Source organism: Peribacillus sp. SIMBA_075, from assembly GCF_046534585.1.
The window spans coordinates 38,559-57,946 of record NZ_JAWRYN010000010.1 but is presented as its reverse complement, the minus strand read 5'-3'; the positions used below and the strand labels follow the sequence as shown (position 1 = coordinate 57,946).

22 protein-coding genes and 1 pseudogene are annotated in these 19,388 nt (G+C 38.6%); 17 read left to right on the top strand and 6 right to left on the bottom strand.

Features of this window, described 5'->3' with window-relative positions; all coding sequences use genetic code 11:
- Nucleotides 1–213: 213 nt before the first annotated feature.
- Both SB775_RS10350 and SB775_RS10345 read left to right on the top strand, forming a co-directional pair.
- Nucleotides 214–417: a Fur-regulated basic protein FbpA gene (locus SB775_RS10350; RefSeq protein ID WP_410861531.1), complete on the top strand. Its 204-nt coding sequence runs from the start codon at nt 214–216 to the stop codon at nt 415–417.
- 81 nt (nt 418–498) lie between these two features.
- Entirely contained in the window at nt 499–693 is a 195-nt protein-coding gene (locus tag SB775_RS10345; protein ID WP_089363010.1) for a hypothetical protein, read from the top strand.
- Nucleotides 694–715: 22 nt separating this feature from the next.
- On the opposite strand, the gene SB775_RS10340 is transcribed toward SB775_RS10345, so the two are convergent.
- Nucleotides 716–1,309: a dienelactone hydrolase family protein gene (locus SB775_RS10340; RefSeq protein ID WP_377387106.1), complete on the bottom strand. Its 594-nt coding sequence runs from the start codon at nt 1,307–1,309 to the stop codon at nt 716–718.
- Between the two features lie 513 nt (nt 1,310–1,822).
- On the opposite strand from SB775_RS10340, the gene SB775_RS10335 reads away from it, so the two are divergent.
- From SB775_RS10335 to SB775_RS10325, 3 genes are all read left to right on the top strand, one after another.
- Nucleotides 1,823–2,437, top strand: coding sequence for an undecaprenyl-diphosphatase (locus SB775_RS10335; RefSeq protein WP_410861530.1), 615 nt, complete (start codon nt 1,823–1,825; stop codon nt 2,435–2,437).
- Nucleotides 2,438–2,577: 140 nt separating this feature from the next.
- The gene (gene fabZ, locus SB775_RS10330) at nt 2,578–3,003 is read left to right on the top strand and encodes a 3-hydroxyacyl-ACP dehydratase FabZ (protein WP_061464803.1); all 426 of its coding nucleotides are present in this window, start codon (nt 2,578–2,580) and stop codon (nt 3,001–3,003) included.
- 155 nt (nt 3,004–3,158) lie between these two features.
- Entirely contained in the window at nt 3,159–3,461 is a 303-nt protein-coding gene (locus tag SB775_RS10325; RefSeq protein ID WP_410861529.1) for an NUDIX domain-containing protein, read from the top strand.
- A 149-nt stretch (nt 3,462–3,610) separates the two neighbouring features.
- On the opposite strand, the gene SB775_RS10320 is transcribed toward SB775_RS10325, so the two are convergent.
- Nucleotides 3,611–4,192, bottom strand: coding sequence for an LOG family protein (locus SB775_RS10320; RefSeq protein ID WP_410861528.1), 582 nt, complete (start codon nt 4,190–4,192; stop codon nt 3,611–3,613).
- 97 nt (nt 4,193–4,289) lie between these two features.
- Between SB775_RS10320 and SB775_RS10315 the strand changes: the two genes are divergently transcribed.
- From SB775_RS10315 to SB775_RS10305, 3 genes are all read left to right on the top strand, one after another.
- On the top strand, nt 4,290–4,610 hold the full coding sequence (locus SB775_RS10315; RefSeq protein WP_410861585.1) for a MazG nucleotide pyrophosphohydrolase domain-containing protein: 321 nt from the start codon (nt 4,290–4,292) through the stop codon (nt 4,608–4,610).
- A gap of 285 nt (nt 4,611–4,895) precedes the next feature.
- Nucleotides 4,896–5,231: a TetR family transcriptional regulator C-terminal domain-containing protein gene (locus SB775_RS10310; protein ID WP_410861527.1), complete on the top strand. Its 336-nt coding sequence runs from the start codon at nt 4,896–4,898 to the stop codon at nt 5,229–5,231.
- A gap of 24 nt (nt 5,232–5,255) precedes the next feature.
- The gene (locus tag SB775_RS10305; protein ID WP_410861526.1) at nt 5,256–8,426 is read left to right on the top strand and encodes a bifunctional cytochrome P450/NADPH--P450 reductase; all 3,171 of its coding nucleotides are present in this window, start codon (nt 5,256–5,258) and stop codon (nt 8,424–8,426) included.
- A gap of 361 nt (nt 8,427–8,787) precedes the next feature.
- Here SB775_RS10305 and SB775_RS10300 read toward each other — a convergent pair whose 3' ends face one another.
- From SB775_RS10300 to SB775_RS10290, 3 genes are all read right to left on the bottom strand, one after another.
- The gene (locus SB775_RS10300; RefSeq protein ID WP_410861525.1) at nt 8,788–8,961 is read right to left on the bottom strand and encodes a hypothetical protein; all 174 of its coding nucleotides are present in this window, start codon (nt 8,959–8,961) and stop codon (nt 8,788–8,790) included.
- A gap of 37 nt (nt 8,962–8,998) precedes the next feature.
- A complete protein-coding gene (locus tag SB775_RS10295) occupies nt 8,999–9,166 on the bottom strand; it encodes a hypothetical protein (protein ID WP_410861524.1) in 168 nt (55 codons plus the stop codon).
- A 116-nt stretch (nt 9,167–9,282) separates the two neighbouring features.
- The gene (locus SB775_RS10290) at nt 9,283–9,657 is read right to left on the bottom strand and encodes a hypothetical protein (RefSeq protein ID WP_410861523.1); all 375 of its coding nucleotides are present in this window, start codon (nt 9,655–9,657) and stop codon (nt 9,283–9,285) included.
- A 289-nt stretch (nt 9,658–9,946) separates the two neighbouring features.
- Between SB775_RS10290 and SB775_RS10285 the strand changes: the two genes are divergently transcribed.
- The 9 genes and pseudogenes from SB775_RS10285 to SB775_RS10245 all read left to right on the top strand — a co-directional run bounded on the left by SB775_RS10285 (nt 9,947) and on the right by SB775_RS10245 (nt 18,189).
- Nucleotides 9,947–10,402 carry an NUDIX hydrolase gene (locus tag SB775_RS10285; protein ID WP_410861522.1) on the top strand — a complete coding sequence of 152 codons (456 nt, stop codon included), beginning with the start codon at nt 9,947–9,949 and terminating at the stop codon, nt 10,400–10,402.
- 218 nt (nt 10,403–10,620) lie between these two features.
- Complete coding sequence (locus SB775_RS10280) at nt 10,621–10,851, top strand: DUF3953 domain-containing protein (protein ID WP_410861521.1); 231 nt, start codon at nt 10,621–10,623, stop codon at nt 10,849–10,851.
- Nucleotides 10,852–11,020: 169 nt separating this feature from the next.
- Nucleotides 11,021–11,293, top strand: a pseudogene (locus SB775_RS10275) (EamA family transporter); the annotation flags it as partial.
- 167 nt (nt 11,294–11,460) lie between these two features.
- Nucleotides 11,461–12,342: a PhzF family phenazine biosynthesis protein gene (locus tag SB775_RS10270; RefSeq protein ID WP_410861520.1), complete on the top strand. Its 882-nt coding sequence runs from the start codon at nt 11,461–11,463 to the stop codon at nt 12,340–12,342.
- Between the two features lie 182 nt (nt 12,343–12,524).
- Nucleotides 12,525–13,226, top strand: a complete 702-nt coding sequence (locus tag SB775_RS10265; protein WP_061464792.1) for a response regulator transcription factor — start codon at nt 12,525–12,527, stop codon at nt 13,224–13,226.
- Nucleotides 13,223–14,590 carry a sensor histidine kinase gene (locus SB775_RS10260; protein ID WP_410861519.1) on the top strand — a complete coding sequence of 456 codons (1,368 nt, stop codon included), beginning with the start codon at nt 13,223–13,225 and terminating at the stop codon, nt 14,588–14,590. The genes SB775_RS10265 and SB775_RS10260 overlap by 4 nt, the downstream gene beginning before the upstream one ends.
- 127 nt (nt 14,591–14,717) lie before the next feature.
- Nucleotides 14,718–15,461 (top strand): PepSY domain-containing protein, encoded by a 744-nt coding sequence (locus SB775_RS10255; RefSeq protein WP_410861518.1) that lies wholly within the window; start codon nt 14,718–14,720, stop codon nt 15,459–15,461.
- Nucleotides 15,462–15,821: 360 nt separating this feature from the next.
- Nucleotides 15,822–16,400, top strand: coding sequence for a beta-class carbonic anhydrase (locus SB775_RS10250; RefSeq protein WP_089362999.1), 579 nt, complete (start codon nt 15,822–15,824; stop codon nt 16,398–16,400).
- A gap of 31 nt (nt 16,401–16,431) precedes the next feature.
- Nucleotides 16,432–18,189 (top strand): SulP family inorganic anion transporter, encoded by a 1,758-nt coding sequence (locus SB775_RS10245; RefSeq protein ID WP_410861517.1) that lies wholly within the window; start codon nt 16,432–16,434, stop codon nt 18,187–18,189.
- Between the two features lie 410 nt (nt 18,190–18,599).
- Here SB775_RS10245 and SB775_RS10240 read toward each other — a convergent pair whose 3' ends face one another.
- A complete protein-coding gene (locus tag SB775_RS10240; RefSeq protein WP_410861516.1) occupies nt 18,600–19,193 on the bottom strand; it encodes a DUF1796 family putative cysteine peptidase in 594 nt (197 codons plus the stop codon).
- Nucleotides 19,194–19,388 lie beyond the last annotated feature (195 nt).

Genomic DNA, 19,388 nt, shown 5'->3' with positions numbered 1-19,388 from the left:
CTACGGAGCACAGAGTTTGTAGTATAGGTAACAACAATACTTAGTAATTCAATAGGAATTATAGGTTAATTGACCGGAAAACCGGAGACTTTTCTTTAATGTAAAGAGATGTCACCGGTTTTTTTGTGAATGAGCCAGCCGGCAAATTCCGATTGAACTTATTTCAAGGCTGTTCCAATCCGTAGAAGTTCATATAATAAAGGAGGATTTATTATGGGGATTTTATTACGTAATGCAATTGAGAAGAAAAGAGACTTCCTAATCAACAAGTTGATTAACGAGGGTGTCTATAAAAAGAATGACATACATCTATTTGAATTAACCTTAACCGATTTAGAGAAGGAATATATTAAAATACGTAAAATTGAAGAGAAGGAATCCTCTTCCGATGACAGTTCCCCCTGTCTAAAGATATAAATCATTTCAGTTAACTTCAGAAAATGCGGGTGAGGCGGTTATTCCTCTAATACCATCAAATAATTAAAAGGAGAGGGTGAAATGAGGAAAGGTGTGGAAGAAAGACGGAAGGAATTAATCCATAAGCTTATGGTCCATCATGTAAATATGACTGTGGAAAAGCTTATGAAGTTATCCTTGAAAGAATTGGAAATAGAGTACAAAAAGGTTCAAACGGACTGTCATCCCCATAGTGATGCTGGTTCGATACATTGGATCAATACAAAACGATGTTAGGTTGAACGTTCAGTTCATTCATTTACTGTTCCAGAATAAATTTCATCATTTTACTAAATGCCTTATGCGCTGATTCTACATGATATTTTGAACTGTAAGGGTCACTGAATCCATGTTTTCCGTTGAATTTATGCACTTCGATATTCTTTATTTCTAAAGCTGAAATTAACTCGTCCACATCAAACGATGGCTCGTCTTGCGGAAAGAATAGCAGTGCAGGGCATTGTGGCGTTAATTCTACATAATTCCTAATACGGGAACCGTAGTATCCAACTATTCCATCGACGCATTCTTCCTCACTGCACAGCCAAGCTACAGTTGCCCCTGCACTAAATCCAATGATGAATATTTTTTTGTATTCATCTTTAACATCCGATATTATATCCCTTATTTTATGTAAAGCTTCTTTAAAACCTACGTTCTCCATAAAATGACGATATGCAGCTTCCTCTTGGGAATAATCAAAAGGCGTTTCGCGACCTAACAAATTCGGACAGATGACATCAAAGTCCTGTTTTGATAATGCCTCACAAAAGCCCTGCATATGTTCGTTCAATCCATAAATTTCGTGAATGACCATGATTACAGTATCTGAATTGTTCTCTATGTGCAGCATTTTTTACCCCCGTATACAAGTGTGCTAGAGTTTTCAATATATCACATCTCTCATTGGGAATCCTATCGCGCAAGGCACTAACGTAAGATAACCATCTTCTCCATCAGAAGCTGTCGCTACAACAAAGCCCTCTTTTGTTAGAAAGCTTTTTACTTTAACATATATTTACACACGTAATTATTCCCCCAAGATAGATTTTATAGGAAAAAGAGGTGGAATCTCTTTTTTCTGGTACAAAGGATAAGTAAAATCCTAACCTCCAAAAATCTTTGATAAAAGGGGGTGCTTGCCGGCAGCTCTTTTTTGTATGAAGAAAAGAAGTCAGATTTAAGAAGTTAATACAGACTTAATATGGATCATGGGATAATTTTTACAGTTTTCGAAATTCTTGATCTTCTAGTGCGACCACGTGACAATATTGTAAGATGACAGCTTAAACTGTTAGGGAAATCGATGGAGATTTACCCCCTTTCTCTTTTAATATGAAAGAAAAAGAGGAAAGGCGGGTATGAGATGAGTTTTTTTGAACTGAATATTCATGTATTTAGAATGATAAATGACTTAGGGAAACAATACACTTATTTAAATCCTTCTGCCATTTTCATTGCCGAGTACATGGTATTTTTTTTGGCTTTAGGAGTCATCGTAATTTGGTTCACTCGAAATGAACAGAGTAGAATGATGGTTGTTTGTGGGATGATTACGTTTGTAATTGCTGAAGTGATTGGGAAAATGGCAGGGGGATTGCATTCGAATAATCAACCATTCGCTGAGCTGGCAAATGTTAATAAGTTAATTGAAAAAGCAGTGGATAATTCATTTCCAAGTGATCATACCATTTTGTTTTTCTCGTTTTGTGTATCCTTTTGGCTTTTCAAAAGAGGATGGTGGTTGTTATGGATCATGCTGGCTTTCATTGTTGGCATTTCCCGTATTTGGGTAGGTGTCCACTTTCCGGCGGATGTGCTGGCAGGAGCTATTATAAGTACCATTTCAGGCTTGATGGTTTACCTTGTTGTTCCGAAAATAAGCTTGATTCATAAATTTTTAGGTGGTTATGAAAGGTATGAACAATTGGTTCTATCCCCGTTAACTAAATCGAAGGAAAAAAAATCAAAGGATTTGTAAGAGAAATCAACAAACAGGGTTGCTCAGGCAGCCTTTTTTTTGTTGAACGAAGTGCAGTGTAATAGATACAAAAATATCCATATGATGATACAGATGGTAAAATAAAGTGAAAAAAATTCATCGCAATGGGGGACTTACTATTGATTGATATACAAAAAATCAAAGATATTATCATGCATCGCTATCCATTTCTTTTAGTTGATAGGGTTTTGGAATTGGAAGAAGGAAAGAGAGCGGTGGCCATTAAAAATGTAACAGCAAATGAAGAGTTTTTTAATGGGCATTTTCCAAATCACCCAGTGATGCCAGGTGTATTGATCGTTGAGGCTTTAGCACAAGTAAGTGCTGTTATTATGCTTACAAAAGAAGAAAATCAAGGGCGTATGGGGCTATTGGCTGGGATTGATAATTGTCGCTTTAAAAGGCAAGTAAGACCAGGGGACCAATTACGTTTAGAAGTGGAGATTACTCGCTTAAAAGGTCCTATCGGCAAAGGAAAAGGAAGGGCAACTGTTGATGGAGAAACTGTATGCGAGACAGAGCTCATATTTGCTTTTGGCGATTGATCTCTCAATAGGGTTCATATCAACAACGGGGGAATGAAAGTGATACCGATAAGAAAAGCCTACGGGTATGTGACAAGGACCATTAATGGAGAAACACAGGTATTGGTTTTTCAACATCCCATTAGTGAAGCGGGATACAGATACCCAAAGGTACAGTGGAGCCTCATGAAAATACATATCAAGCAGTGGTAAGGGAAATGAAAGAAGAAACAGGTCTTGAGAATTTTAATGTGGAGGATTTAATTGCAGAAGATTTTTGGGAGAACGCTGATGGTGCCATACATAACAGATTTTTTTATAAAATTTGTGCATCGAATGTTCCTGATGAATGGGACTATCAGCCAACAGGTGGGAGGGATGAAGAAGGGCTGACATTCCATTTCTTCTGGATTTCTTCTGAACATGAAGTTCAACTTATTAAGGGGCATGGTGATTATTTAAACCTAATTTTTACCTAATCGAGCAGTGAAAGTGCTGTGACGATCACATGCGAAAAGGGCGGCGCTTCAAGAAACAGTGAATATGAGGCGTGAAAGTAAATATTAGGTTTGAAGCTGGTCAGAAAAGCCAAGGTCACTATTGACCTTGGCCTGTTGCTTTTGAACGATCAGGTCTGTTTTTCAGTAATGAAGGTTTTTATGGTTGGCGGTTCATATGTATTGAATTGATCAAGGAGTCCATTTGGTTCAACATCTACCAGCGCCATGGAACGGAATTTTTCATGAAGGAACTTTTCGTCGGACATATGATTGAATAAAGCGACCAAAGGATCATAATAATGATTAATATTTAAGAGCCCGCAAGGTTTTTGATGAAGTCCAAGCTGAGCCCAAGTGAAGATCTCAAAGAATTCTTCTAATGTTCCTGGTCCGCCTGGCAAAGCCATAAACCCATCTGCAAGCTCAGCCATTTTTGCTTTTCTTTCATGCATGGATTCCACGACAATCAGTTCGGTCAGGCTCTTATGCGCTATTTCTTTTTTTTCTAGAAAATCTGGCATGACTCCAATTACATTTCCGCCTGCTTCCAAAACGGAATCTGCAACTGCACCCATGATTCCTACACTTGAGCCCCCATAAACAAGGGTAATATTACGTTTTGCCAGTTCCGCACCCAGGTTTTTAGCCTCTTCTACATAGACAGCAGATGCACCAATGCTTGATCCACAAAATACAGCTAGACTTTTCAAAATATCACAGCTCCCATTCAGTAATCTTCCTTTCTTATCATACAAAATTCAGGGGGATTTGTTAAACTTGAATCATCTGAATGAAAGGTGGATGAATATGGACGTCACTGAATTTCAACAATGGGTAAAAGATTATTATGAAGCACGAGGATGGTCAGAATTGGACATCTTCATTCGCATTGGCTTTTTGGCAGAAGAAACTGGCGAGGTTGCACGCGCCATTCGCTCCCTTGAGATTGGCAGGGATAGACCTGATGAAGTAAGCGGTACGTTTGAAGAGAATAAACAGGAGTTAACAGAAGAATTGGGAGATGTACTAGGTAACTTGATTGTGATTGCGAATAAGTACGATATCCCATTGGAAGAAGTGTTTAATGCACATAAAAAGAAACTATCTGAACGCTATAATCATGCGTAAGCTCTTTTCATTTAATGGGTAAACATGAAGTTTAACTTAATAAAGGGCATGAGCCTTACTTTAGCTAACCAGTACAAGAGCTGTGACGATCAGCTCTTTTTTTCATGAGTCAAAAGATGTTGTTTAGGGCGGTTTAACTCGTTGAAATAAGATGAATAGGTCTTTTGTCTCTGTTTGTTTATAAAGAATTCACAAAATATGGGTACTATGCGCGATTGAGATGGAATTTTAATGAGTATACACTTACATTAACAGAAATGAACATTCATTCCGCATCTAAAAAGGGTGAATCATGATGATTCGATTCCCAATCAGTTCCACCATATTTTCAAATCAATGGTTCATTCTACGACAGGGCAGGATCTAGCTCTTTATTTTATAAAGATTCATAGTGGAGCCCATTTTTTGAATATATTTAAAACTTTCTTTGATTCAGGAAAAGAGAAAAAAGAAATTACGGAGAATTTTCTTGAGCTTGCGCAGCTTGTTCGCATTGGGGAGCTAGAACCTGAATCAAAACTTTTGGCAGATGTGGAAGAAAGTTTTTGGGATTTCTGTCCGGTTGCACGTTTGAGACATTTTCAACAATTAAGCGGAATGAACGTTCATTTCGCATTTTAACCTAATAAAAGAGGTGCTAATAATATGGAAAATACAACTCAGTTTCCACAGCCAAAGTCATACGGCCCCCTAGGCAGCCTGCCTATAATAGATAAGGATAAACCGCTTCAGTCATATATGAAGCTGGCACGAGAACTTGGACCGATTTTTCAATTCCAATTTCCTGGTCGCATCTCTACATTCGTATCCAGTGCTGCCCTCGCTAAAGAAATTTGTGATGAAACAAGGTTTGATAAGAAAGTCGGTCCTTCACTGCAAAAAGTGCGAGCATTTGGTGGCGATGGTCTCTTCACAAGTGAAACGGCCGAGCCGAATTGGAAAAAGGCCCATAACATCCTGCTGCCCAGCTTTAGCCAGCAGGCAATGAAGGGGTATCATGCTAAAATGGTGGATCTTGCAACCCAACTCATTCAGAAATGGGCTCGCGTGAATCCGGCTGATGTGATTGATGTTCCTGAAGATATGACACGTTTGACCTTGGATACGATCGGTCTCTGCGGGTTCAATTACCGCTTTAACAGTTTTTATCGGGAGACCACCCATCCTTTTGTCACCAGTATGGTGCGTGCATTGGATGAAGCAATGAGCCAAACGCAGCGACTTGGCATTCAAGATAAACTGATGGTCAAGTCTAAAAAACAATTCAGGGAAGACATTCAATATATGTTCTCTCTAGTGGATGAAATGATTGCTGAACGAAAACAAAATGGTGATCAGGGAGAAGATGACCTTCTTTCACATATGTTGAAAGGAGTCGATCCTGAAACAGGCGTATCACTGGATGATGAAAATATCCGTTTTCAAATTATTACCTTTTTAATAGCTGGACATGAAACGACGAGCGGCCTCCTATCGTTCGCCATCTATTTCCTCATGAATAACAGAGACAAGTTAAAAAAAGCACAGCAGGAAGTCGATGAAGTGCTGGGTGACGATGTTCCTGATTACAAACAAGTGAAAAAGCTGAAATATGTCCGTATGGTGCTGAATGAAGTGCTTCGTCTGTGGCCGACAGCTCCGGCGTTTTCCGTTTATGCGAAAGAAGATACCATTTTGGACGAAAAATACAATGTGAAGAAAGGGGATGTGTTCACGCTGCTTATTCCTGAGCTTCACCGTGATCCATCCGTTTGGGGTGATGACGTTGAATCATTCATTCCTGAGCGGTTCGAGAATTTAGATTCCATCCCTTATCATGCTTATAAACCGTTTGGAAACGGGCAGCGAGCCTGTATCGGACAGCAGTTTGCCCTTCATGAAGCGACATTGGTGCTCGGAATGGTTTTACAGCACTTTGACTTGATTGATCATGAAGATTATCAATTGGATGTTAAAGAAACCTTGACTCTCAAACCGGACGGATTGACCATGCGCGTTTCACCTAGAAAGCGGGCGATGTCGTTTACCGTTGCTTCTCCAGAACCAAAGTCTGCGGACAAAGGAGCCACGGCATCTTCCATCGAATCTGCGCATGGCACACCATTACTCGTCCTGTTTGGATCAAACATGGGAACAGCTGAAGGGATTGCTCGTGATCTTGCTGAAACAGGGAAGCTACAAGGCTTCAATGCCAGGGTTGCCCCTTTGAATGATTACACCAATCGACTTCCTCAAGAAGGGGCCGTTCTCATAGTTTCGGCATCTTATAATGGAAATCCCACGGATAATGCGGATGACTTTGTTTCATGGCTGAAGGAAAGTCATGATGCCACTTTGGATGGTGTTCACTATGCGGTCTTTGGCTGCGGAGACCGCAATTGGGCCAATACGTACCAACGCATTCCGATTTTCATTGATGAACGGCTGGAACAAAAAGGAGCAGTGAGGCTGTCAGAAACAGGCTATGGAGATGCAAGCGATGATTTTGAAGGGGATTACGAGAAATGGACAGAAGCACTTTGGCCAAATCTTGCCGAAACCCTGAACATCGAAGTGAATATGAATGATCGGGTAGTCAGCTCGATTACGATGAACTTCGTAAGTAATGTGAGCGGCACGCCACTCGCCCGCACCCATCATGCATTTACATCGATTGTAAAAAGGAATCTCGAATTACAACATGTAGAAAGCGGAAGAAGTACACGGCATATAGAGCTAACTGTGCCAGAGGGCATTCACTATCAGGAAGGTGACCATCTCGGGGTTCTTCCTCAAAATCCATCTGAACTTGTCGAGCGAGTGCTCAGTCGATTCAACCTGAATGGCCAGGATTATGTCAATCTGACTGGGGATTCGGGAAAAGCTGCCCATCTTCCTACAGGAAAACCTATAAAACTCGAGGAGTTACTATCCAATCATGTGGAGTTCCAAGAACCAGCCACCCGGTCTCAGATTCGGGCGCTTGCCACTCACACGGTATGTCCTCCACATGTAAAAGAACTTGAAAATCTTCTTGAGGACAACAGTACCTATAAACGAGAAATCCTGAACAAGCGCATGACCATGCTTGATCTGACAGAAAAGTACCTTGCATGTGAAATCCCATTTGAACGTTTCCTGGCTTTACTGCCACCTTTAAAAGCAAGATACTACTCTATTTCAAGCTCACCGCTCCACAAGGAAGGAGAAGCAAGCATCACGGTCAGCGTCGTCCGTGGGAATGCTTTAAGCGGCAACGGGGAATACAAAGGAATTGCATCGAATTATTTGGCAGAACGCTCCGAGGGCGACAAGGTAGCCTGCTTTATCAATACGCCGCAATCCAATTTTCAGCTTCCGGAGCAAACAGAGAAACCAATCATCATGATTGGCCCAGGAACAGGAATTGCACCATTCAGAGGCTTCATTCAGGCCCGTCGCGCTCTTAAGAAAAAAGGTGAAACCCTAGGGGCGGCCCACCTTTACTTTGGATGCCGTAATCCTGAACACGATTTCCTCTATCAAGAAGAACTCGTGGAAGCCGAACAAGAGGGACTTGTAACACTGCACACCGCTTTCTCAAGATGTCCCGGTCAAGAAAAAACATATGTCCAAAACCGGTTAGCGGAAAACGCTCAAGACATTCTTCCTTTATTAAAAGAAGGAGGACACCTATACATCTGCGGAGACGGAAGCAAAATGGCACCCGATGTTGAACGAACATTAATCGACAGCTATATGCATTTCTATCAAACAACTAAAGAAGAAGCCACTGAATGGCTGAAATCCTTAGAGGAGAATGGCAGATATGCCAAGGATGTTTGGGCAGGAGCATAAATAACAGGGAGCAGCGATTCCAAGAGGATCGCTGCTTTTTTTGCACAAGTAATGATTAAGATACGAATTCACGAGTAAAGTGCATATTTCATGAGTAAAGCACGAATTCACGAGTAAAACAGCAAAACTCACGAGTAAAGAGCGGAAACTCACGAGTAAACAGCAAATTTCATGAGTAAAGCACGAATTCACGAGTAAAGTGCGGAAACTCACGAGTAAAACAGAAAAACTCACGAGTAAAGTGCGGAAACTCACGAGTAAAACAGCAAAATTCATGAGTAAAGAGCGGAAATTCACGAGTAAACAGCAAGTTTCATGAGTAATTCACGAGTAAAACAACAAAACTCACGAGTAAACAGCATTAATTCACGAGTAAAACAACAAAACTCACGAGTAAAGAGCAGAAATTCACGAGTAAACAGCAAATTTCATGAGTAAAGCACGAATTCACGAGTAAAACAGCAAAACTCACGAGTAAAGAGCGGAAATTCACGAGTAAAACAGCAAACCTCACGAGTAAAGAGCGGAAATTCACGAGTAAACAACGAAATACAGGAGTAAAGAGCATTAATTCACGAGTAAACAGCAAAACTCACGAGTAAAGAGCGGAAACTCACGAGTAAAACAACAAAACTCAAGAGTAAACAGCAAAATTCATGAGTAAAGTACGAATTCACGAGTAAAACAGCAAAACTCACGAGTAAACAGCGGAAACTCACGAGTAAAACAGCAAAATTCACGAGTAAAGCACGAATCCACGAGTAAAACAGCAAAATTCACGAGAAAACAGCAAAATTCATGAGTAAAACAACAAAACTCAAGAGTAAACAGCAAATTTCATGAGTAAAGCACGAATTCACGAGTAAAGCACGAATTCATGAGTAAAACAGCCAAACTCACGAGTAAAGAACGGAAACTCACGAGTAAAGTGCATTAATTCACGAGTAAAACAGCAAAATTCATGAGTAAAGCACGAATTCATGAGTAAAACAGCAAAATTCACGAGTAAACAGCGGAAACTCACGAGTAAAACAGCAAAACTCACGAGTAAAGTGCGGAAATTCACGAGTAAAACAACAAAATTCACGAGTAAACAGCAAATTTCATGAGTAAAGCACGAATTCACGAGTAAAACAGCAAAATTCACGAGTAAACAGCGGAAACTCACGAGTAAAACAGCAAAACTCACGAGTAAACAGCAGAAATTCACGAGTAAAGAGCGGAATTTCACGAGTAAACAGCATTAATTCACGAGTAAACAGCAAGTTTCATGAATAAATAGCGCAACCTCACCAGTAAACAGCGAAATATAGGATTAAATAGCAAAATATACGAGTTAAATAACTATTTTGCGCAAAAATAGAAGCTATGAAACTTATATCTAATGGGGGAGTTCATTCATTCTTCGACGCAGGACGTTTACGGATTCTTTTTTCATTGTTAAAATTTGAGAGTGTGTTGGAGGCAGATGACAAGCCAATGTTTTAATGAAACTAACGGTAAAGGGGTCACTTTATAAAATGTTTAAGTATACAGTTTGTTTTGTAAAGAAAAATAATGAAATACTTATGCTTAATCGGGAGAAAGCTCCAATTATGGGTGTTTGGAACGGAGTGGGGGGCAAAATCGAGAAAGGTGAAACCCCTGATATAGGTGCACTGCGTGAGGTATTGGAGGAAACGGGCATAGAGTTAAAGACCTTTTTTTCTAAAGGAACGGTAACATGGGAGACCCCGGAAGGTGAACTGGATGGAATATATGTATATTTGTATGAAGCGGATGAACATTTAATATATGAAACACCGAAAAAAACGCGGGAAGGTATTCTGGAATGGAAATCGATTGATTGGATACTCCATCCACATAACCTTGGAATTGCTGAAATGGTTGCACAGTACTTGCCGGTTTTATTGAAAAAAGAAGGAAACTACACATTCACTTACAAAAATGGGCAAACGTATAATTCATGTTTTTGATCTGACAATTGAATGTTGATTGAATCGAAAAATTAAAACTCGAACGCGAACATCGAAAACGTAAGCGAAGTAATGACATAGGTTGGCGGAATAATATTGACCGCAATCGCACCTAAGGTCAATTGGGTGAACAGATAAAATGTAACTAACAAAAAAGTCTAAAAGCAACTTTATACAAAATGGTATAATTAGTGGATTAGGATAAGGGGGAATATTTCTTGAAAATAGTTAGAATCATCTTAGGGATCATTGTTATTGCTTTATCAGCAACTCAGTTAATTACTGGGATTTCTGAGTTATTACCGTATACCATGTTGTTCATGGGGTTAATGATGCTGGTGATAGGATTTATCGAACTTCAAAAGGATCGAAAAGGATTTGGGGGGTATATGTGTCTTGCTGTCTCGTTATTTGTTTTCTATGTCGCCGCCCAAGGTTTCTTAATATAGAATTCTATGGTTTTTTATGAAATTTTTATATGGTCTTTATTCATCATTGGGGATTTAGAATTAACAAGGGAGTTGCTCTGGCAGCTCTCTTTCTTATGCGCTTAAATATTATGGTGAAAGATAGATAAAATGGTTGTCAAGAGGATGTTCCTTAGTTTCATCAACATATGCTGTGATTTATTTAGGTCTATTTCCAACGGTGATTCCGTATTTTGCCCTTGCTTATATTACTTCAAAAGTTGGGGCATCGGAAGCGACAAGTTCGCTGTATTTGACACCTGCTGTAGCACTTATTATTTCATGGCTTTTGTTAGGGGAATTTCCAACCATGCTAGCTTTAGGAGGAGGGGGATTAACTTTAGTTGGTGTGAGTTTATCGAACCTAAATATAAAATCAAAAACGAATGTGAAAAATAAAAGACAGGATTATGTTGATTTATAAGAGTAATATTGTACTAAAAGTATATAGGGCTTTTAACATGAGAGTTGCTCTGGCAGCTCTTTTTTTTATGGAGCTAACTGGGTAAATAGCGTCTTCTTTTTTAAAATTTTACATGCAATAATTTGTACATTCGTTAAAATAACTAAAATGTAAACGAGGGGAAGTTTATGGAGAGAGTTAATTATTCTATTGTTGATGTGTTTTCTAATGGAAAATATACAGGAAATCAACTCGCTGTTTTTAAGAACGCTGGAAATATTCCGGAAAATGAAATGCAACAAATAGCCAAAGAAATTAATTTTTCCGAAACTACCTTTATCTTGTCTGATTCAAAAAATGATGGCGGCTATGATGTTCGGATTTTTACACCTAATGAAGAGGTTCCCTTTGCTGGACATCCGACTTTAGGAACTGCATATATCATTCAAAACGAAGTATTAGAAGCAACATTGGCAAACATTATCTTAAACTTTAAAGGTGGACAGATAACAGTAATATTCAATAATCAAGAAGAGCTTCTATGGATGAAACAAAATGAACCAACTTTTGGCCGGATTTTAGATACAGATAAAATTTCTGAAATTTTAAATATACATAAAAAAAACATAGATGATAGATTTCCCATTCAAGAAGTTTCGACGGGACTTCCAGTGCTTGTTGTCCCATTAAAATCATTGGAAGCTGTTAAAAAAGTAAAGATTAATAAAGAAAAATATTTTGAGTTAATCGAACATACGGATGCAAAAGCCATTATGGTTTTTTCTCCAGAAACGTATGATTCGAAAAATGATTTGAATGTTCGCGACTTTGCGGACTATTATGGTATTCCCGAAGATGCAGCAACTGGCAGTTCTAATGGATGTTTAGCTGCTTACTTAGTTAAATACCGGTATTTTGAAAAAAGTGAAATAGACATTCGCGTAGAACAAGGATGCGAAATCGAAAGACCTTCTTTATTGTTTTTAAAAGCAGGTGATGTTAACGGGGAAATCGACGTTCATGTAGGAGGTAAAGTAGTGAAAATTGCTCAAGGTGAATGGTTTCTTTAATAACCTGACCTTTTCAACTGACAAGTGCTTTACTTCAAAACAAGTAAGGTTGCTGAGGCAGCCTTTTTCTTCTTGAACTTCGCTTCCCTATCAATCTCGTGATCAGGAAAAAAAACAATGTTTTGAATGAATTTTCCTGACAGGATACCACAAAAAAATCCCCACAAAAGGAGGCATTCCAAATGAATAAAGAATCAATATTAATAGTGGAAGACGAAGAGAAAATTTTGAGATTGCTTGAATTAGAGCTCGAAATCGAAGGCTATCAAACCGGAAGGGCAATGGACGGATATGAAGCCCTTGAAGCATTTCAATCAAAAAAGTGGGAATTGATCTTATTGGATGTCATGCTTCCAGGCATAAGCGGAATCGAGCTGCTTCGTAAAATTCGTACGAAAAACACCGTCACTCCTGTCATCCTGTTAACGGCAAAGGGTTCGGTTGAAGATAAGGTTTCCGGTCTTGATCTCGGCGCGAATGACTACATCACAAAACCCTTCCAAATTGAAGAATTGCTTGCTCGAATTCGTGCGGTTTTAAGAATGCGAACTGGCGCACCTTCAAGGGAAAATGAAGATGGTGAATGGCTAAATACTGCTGATTTAAAGGTAAATGTCAAAACGCGCGAAGTCATTAGAGGAGAAAATGAAATTGACCTAACCCCGAAGGAGTATGATTTACTTCTATATTTACTGAAGAATAAGCGTCAAGTGCTAAACCGGGATCAAATTCTGGAAGCAGTTTGGGGGTACGATTTCTATGGAGAAACAAACGTAGTGGATGTGTATATCCGATATGTTCGAAAAAAGCTCGAATATGGCTTTGATACGCCACTCATTCATACTGTAAGAGGCGTTGGCTACGTCATGAAGGAAGCAAAATGAGACTTCGAAAGAAAATAAATTTATATACAACGGTGTTATTCATTTTCCTGCTGCTTTTGATGAATGTTTCCATTTATTTTGTTTTCAATAACCTGATAATGGTGAATGAACTTAATCATGCAAAAGCGGAGACAGAGAAAATTGCATTTGATGTTAGTAAAAACGTTAATCAAATTTCACCAAATGATTTACTTCGTGCATATCTGCCTATAGATGGCATGGTTGGTATTGTAAAAGAGGATCAAAGAAAAGAAACATTTGTTACATCCAATTCCGAAAAGCAGTTAAGCAATCGAAATAGCAGGTTTTACCCAGGTGAGAGGAGCGTGATCATCACTTTTCATCAGAAAAAGTATGTGTTCGTTTCAAACCCGATCGTTTGGGGGGATGGAAGTGTTGTTAATCTTCAAATCACCAAAAGCATTCAAGCAACAGAAGAAATGCTCTCTGTTCTTCGCATTGTATTAATTGCCGTAACTGTCATTGCCATGATACCTGTTCTGATATCAAGCAGTATTCTTAGTAACTTCATCGCTCGTCCGATTCGATCGATGATTGATACGATGAAGGAGATTCAAACAAGTGGCCAATTTAAGCGACTTAGCCTAGAAGAAGAATCAAAAGATGAACTTGTGGAAATGGGGAAAACCTTTAACCACATGATCGATTTGCTGCAGGCTAACTTCGAAAAACAGGAGCAATTCGTATCAAATGCTTCACATGAATTAAAAACACCGCTAACTGTCATCGAAAGCTATGCAAGTCTTTTGAAAAGAAGAGGGATGAAGCGTCCTGATTTGTTTGATGAATCAATAGAGGCCATTCATTCGGAAGCCATTAGAATGAGAGAGATGACAGAGCAATTGCTCCTGCTTGCAAAGCATCAGGAAAAATGGAATATAGAGAAGGAAAACGTAAATCTGACCGATATCGTAACAGAGTTAGCAAAAGTGTATAAAAATGCGTATCAACGAACAGTGGAGATTTATAGTCGCGATGAAACTGAAGCATTAACGGACGTTCAAAAGTTAAAACAGCTTTTGTTTATTTTTTTGGACAATGCAAGAAAGTATAGTGACGGGCCTATCTCAGTCTACATAGGAAAATCAAGTAATGAAGCATATATCCGCATCGAGGACAGTGGGGATGGAATCCCAAAGGCTGAATTGCCAAAAGTGTTCGATCGCTTTTATCGTGTAGATGAAGCAAGAAGCCGAAATCAAGGCGGATCAGGATTAGGGCTTTCCATGGCAAAGGAAATTGCTGATGCAATTGATGTACGGATTGAAATGGATAGTCTTGAAGGCAGGGGAACAATAGTTACTCTTTTATTTACTCAAGTCTCTAAAAGAATGCTGCTTTAAACATAAAAAGAGACGTTTAAATAAAAGTAACCGGTGAGTTGCCGATTGATCCCAGTATCAAAGGTAAATTCTTATCGGGTTCTGCCAAGATATTATAAAGACAGAATGACGTTGGATGGGTGATACGATGAAGAAGCATAGAAAATGGCTGGTACCAGCTGGATTAACTCTTGTTTTTGGTCTGCTTTTATTTGTCGGATTTCAATGGTGGGCTCCATCATTATCCGCGGAAAGCTTAACTATAGAAGAAGTGAACCAGACGGCAAAGGATAAATATCCTGGAACCATTATAAAGACAACGAAAAATGAAGGTGAAGAATATCAGATTGAAATGCAGCTTGAAACTGGGGTATATCAAATTAGGATTGATGCAAAAAGCGGTGAAGTTAATTCGATAAAAAGGCGAAAAGTGACTAAAGAAACTTCAGATAATACAACTGAAGATTCGACGGAAAAAACACCCCAAAAGCAACTGACCCAAAAAGAAATAAAGGAGCGTATTTCCTCCCAAGGTGATCTGGAACAAATTGATTTTGTGAAGGAAATAGACAACTCCGATTATTATAAAGCAGTTGTCAATAAGAATAACGAGAAAATCACATTAATACTCGACGCATATACAGGAACCATTATTGACTCAACAAAGGTAGCGGATAGTATCATTACAGAAAGCGAAGCAATTGCGATTGCGGAAAAACATGTAAAAGGAACAGGTGATGATACAGAATTTTATCAACCCTCTGGTCAGACACCCTACTATTTGGTCGAAGTTGAATTAGAAGACGATAGGGACGCAGTTGTTCAAGTGGACGGTTATACAAAGGAAGTAAAAACAGTCACATGGGAAGATGATGAGGATGACTCTGAATAGATGTTTTCCATCAAATTTTAATGTTTCTTTCCTCAAAAAAAAGGGTGATGCATATTAGATATCTAATATGCATCACCCTTTTTTTGTTTATTGATCTTAATGAGTAAGGAAAATGCAAAAAGAAAGAGAAGAAATTGTAATAATTCTCACTGATTTCTAATCCTTCTATCATTTAACTCTAATTTAATAACTCTAACATGGAATTAGCTTAAAAAAAGGTTTTATCCATGGATTCGCCTTAAATCATTGGTGAAGGCACCAAATGATAAAAAGGAGGCAAATAAGTTGGATGAAAGGCATCTGGATTATTGTACATAGAACATTTCCAACATATTTCAACATGAGAAGGGAGAATAAGTAATGTCTATCATTTCTAGAATTCTGGATTATAACAAGAAGTTTGTCGATCAAAATAAATATGAAGAGTTTCAAACCACAAAGTATCCAAATAAAAAGATCGTCATCATTACGTGCATGGATACCCGTCTGTTGGAGCTGCTTCCAAAAGCGATGGGTTTAAAAAATGGTGATGCGAAAATCATTAAAAACGCTGGAGCTATTGTTTCGCACCCTTTTGGCAGCATTATGCGCAGTATTCTTGTCGCTATTTATGAGCTGAAAGTGGAGGAAGTGTGTGTGATCGGACATCACGGCTGCGGTATGGTGGGGCTTCAATCATCTTCACTTCTTGATGCCGCAAAGCAGAAGAAAGTCAGTCAGGAGCAAATTGATGTCCTTACAAACTCTGGTATTGATCTATCAAAGTGGCTGTCGGGATTTCAATGTGTTGAGGAGAGTGTAACAAATAGTGTCCAGTTGATCAAAAATCACCCATTATTACCAGATTCCATTGCCGTTCACGGTATGGTCATCCATCCCGAAACGGGTAAATTAGAGCGAATCATAGATGGATATAGCAAGGTTGCAAGCAACGACTAAATACACATTTAATAAAAGAAGGAGTGATAGAATGATTCGTTCTAGCAGGCTTGAAGGATACAACTTAGGCCATCTTCAAAAAGACCTGGTTGCCGGGGTGGTAGTTGGGATTGTAGCAATTCCTTTAGCGATGGCTTTTGCCATTGCTTCAGGAGTAAGACCAGAATACGGACTTTACACATCAATTATTGCTGGAATTATGGTCTCCCTTTTGGGAGGGTCCAAATATCAAATTGCAGGACCGACTGGAGCCTTTGTCCCGATCTTGTTGGGAGTGGTGATGCAATACGGATATGAAAAACTGTTAATCGCCGGTTTCTTGGCAGGCATCATGATTTTTCTTTTAGGTGTGTTCAAATTGGGAAGATTCATCAAGTTTATTCCCCGTCCAGTTACCATCGGCTTTACTGCTGGAATTGCTGTAATTATCTTCTCTGGCCAGATTGCCAATTTCTTTGGACTCAGTAACTTAAAAAAGGAAGAATCATTTCTTTTAAATATGAAAGAAATCATATTGAATTTTAATACAGTGAACATCTACAGTGTACTGGTGGCTATCATCAGTTTAGCACTCGTCATATTAACTCCAAAGTATATACCAAAAATCCCTGGAGCATTGCTGGGATTGATGGTATCAACTCTAGTCGCTGCCTTTTTCTTTCCTGATCAGGTAGCGACCATTGGATCGACCTATGGTGCCATTCCTAATGAATTGCCCCATTTTCAGTTTCCCCAGATCACCGGCAGCCTAGTGATTGAACTCCTGCCGGCTGCTTTAGTCATTGCCATGCTTGGAGGAGTTGAATCACTATTATCTGCTGTAGTGGCAGACGGCATGACCGGCAGTAAACATAACAGTAATAAAGAGCTAATTGGGCAAGGATTGACCAATATGATTACGCCTTTATTTGGAGGCATTCCGGCTACAGGTGCCATCGCGCGTACCGCAACGAATATTAAAAACGGTGCAGTTTCCCCTATATCTGGTGTGGTACATGGGTTGGTGGTATTACTGGTGCTAGTTAGTTTAGCTCCTTATGCTTCGGCCATTCCATTGGCCAGTATGGCCCCCATTCTTATGTTTGTCGCATGGAACATGAGTGAACGCAAAGAATTTTCGCATATCTTAAAAGCAAAAACCATGGACTCGGTCGTATTAATCGTGACCTTCTTGTTAACGGTTTTGATTGACCTGACAACAGGTGTTGGGATCGGTTTACTATTAGCTATTCTATCTTTTGTTAAACTAATGAGCGGTACATTGAAATTATCAAGGGTTTTACCAGATCCAACTGATAAACTAGTTAAACCGGAAATGGTTCAACACGGTTCAAATTGTCCACAGATTCACATTTATACAATAGAAGGACCTTTATTCTTTGGTTCAATCGAAAGGCTGCAAGAAGAAATCGAACAAATCATGCGTTCTAAACCAAAAGTCCTCCTATTAAGAATGAGCAATGTGTCATTTATTGATACATCGGGAGAAGCACTTCTCACCGACATTGTGAAGCAATTCAAGTTTCACCAACTACAAGTGTTGATTTCCGGGATTCAACAGGAACCTAAAGAAATGCTCGAAAAAACAGGTTTTAATAAACTAGTAGGTGAGGAACAGTTCTTTTCCAGTACGGGTGATGCCATTAATAAAGCTTTATCAAAACTAGATGTTAACCGTTGTATAGGGTGTAAACAATTTTCTTTTGATGAATGTACGGCACTCTCCCAGCAGGCTCCAAAGCCTGCGGTATTAAAACAGAAAAGAAAACAAGAGATGGGATTAACATGACTCCTGTCAACAAGATAAAGATAAGGCATCTGCTTTTGGCAGATGCCTTTCTCTTAAACCTTTAATACACCAATTCCCTTTTGAAGAATTTTCACAAGCAGTTCGTATATCCAAGAATATAACAAAAAATAATTATTACTGCCTTTAAGGGGAATGAATGTGATATATGATAGCCTAAATTAGTCTTAAGACTGTCAAACAAGTTGACTTACTTGAACGAAAAAAAGAAAGAAGCGCAAAAGCGTTGATTATTTTTGGCTTGATAAAAAACCTAAAACAATAACTAAAATCGTCAAAATTGAAATCATTAACATATAAGCATGGTTTGCACGGCGATTAATCAAGACAGAAGTTAATTTAATTGTATGCCACTATAAGCATGATTCCAAATGGCCTCATCTTCAATCTGGTTAGGAACTTTTAAAACAAAAAACATTTTCTAGGTTCCATTCCAATTCGGAAATACTTGTTGCATCATCCGAGGGGATTAATATTAATACATTAAAATTTTTTTCTTTTAACATGTCTTGCATAGCTTGTTGAAACAAATAGGCATGGTCATAAATTGTTGACCATCTAACAAATAGGATTGAATCACTATTGTTAATTGTTTCATTGAATCTTGCTATTTTTTTATTTAAATTTTCTTTGAAATCAGGATATGTTTCAAACCACTTTTTATTAGGGAGGATGGGGAAATCGTGAACTGAAGTAACTTTATAATGGTTATCTCTGATCAAATAGGTATTTACAGCATTTATAACTATGTCATCATCAAAATAAGTAGCTGATCCTTCCACTAAAGTAAGATTCCTCAATTCCATATATTCTTTGAACTGATTTCTATATAGATTAGCCACTTCTGCAAATGACTCAGTATAGACCCAGTCAAGAGGCAAAGAAAATTTTCTTAAACCAAGTCTTCTTAGGTGCAAAGTGGGAGAGCAAGCGCTGCCACAAGGAATGATTACATCATAAGTTTTCTTGATTTCGTTTAATTTCAATATTAATCCCCCTATCTACTAAATTATCAATACTAGATGAGAATTTTCTTATTTTGATTGGACAATCCCAAAAAAGGCTTCAGAGTCTTGGTGAACAGGAAATAGCCAAGGCTATCTATCTTTCAATGCACGTTGAGAACTACCTTTTTAAAAGATATGTGAAAACGGATGATATCCTCTTTAAGACAAAGCAAA

What these genes read in the sequence shown, in the direction of transcription:
- SB775_RS10250 (WP_089362999.1), top strand. Translation starts at nt 15,822, where the DNA reads ATGTCTATCATTTCTAGAATTCTGGATTATAACAAGAAGTTTGTCGAT.
- SB775_RS10350 (WP_410861531.1), top strand. Translation starts at nt 214, where the DNA reads ATGGGGATTTTATTACGTAATGCAATTGAGAAGAAAAGAGACTTCCTA.
- SB775_RS10245 (WP_410861517.1), top strand. Translation starts at nt 16,432, where the DNA reads ATGATTCGTTCTAGCAGGCTTGAAGGATACAACTTAGGCCATCTTCAA.
- SB775_RS10315 (WP_410861585.1), top strand. Translation starts at nt 4,290, where the DNA reads ATGGACGTCACTGAATTTCAACAATGGGTAAAAGATTATTATGAAGCA.
- SB775_RS10345 (WP_089363010.1), top strand. Translation starts at nt 499, where the DNA reads ATGAGGAAAGGTGTGGAAGAAAGACGGAAGGAATTAATCCATAAGCTT.
- SB775_RS10340 (WP_377387106.1), bottom strand. Translation starts at nt 1,309, where the DNA reads ATGCTGCACATAGAGAACAATTCAGATACTGTAATCATGGTCATTCAC.
- SB775_RS10255 (WP_410861518.1), top strand. Translation starts at nt 14,718, where the DNA reads ATGAAGAAGCATAGAAAATGGCTGGTACCAGCTGGATTAACTCTTGTT.
- SB775_RS10265 (WP_061464792.1), top strand. Translation starts at nt 12,525, where the DNA reads ATGAATAAAGAATCAATATTAATAGTGGAAGACGAAGAGAAAATTTTG.
- SB775_RS10305 (WP_410861526.1), top strand. Translation starts at nt 5,256, where the DNA reads ATGGAAAATACAACTCAGTTTCCACAGCCAAAGTCATACGGCCCCCTA.
- SB775_RS10285 (WP_410861522.1), top strand. Translation starts at nt 9,947, where the DNA reads ATGTTTAAGTATACAGTTTGTTTTGTAAAGAAAAATAATGAAATACTT.
- SB775_RS10335 (WP_410861530.1), top strand. Translation starts at nt 1,823, where the DNA reads ATGAGTTTTTTTGAACTGAATATTCATGTATTTAGAATGATAAATGAC.
- SB775_RS10270 (WP_410861520.1), top strand. Translation starts at nt 11,461, where the DNA reads ATGGAGAGAGTTAATTATTCTATTGTTGATGTGTTTTCTAATGGAAAA.
- SB775_RS10260 (WP_410861519.1), top strand. Translation starts at nt 13,223, where the DNA reads ATGAGACTTCGAAAGAAAATAAATTTATATACAACGGTGTTATTCATT.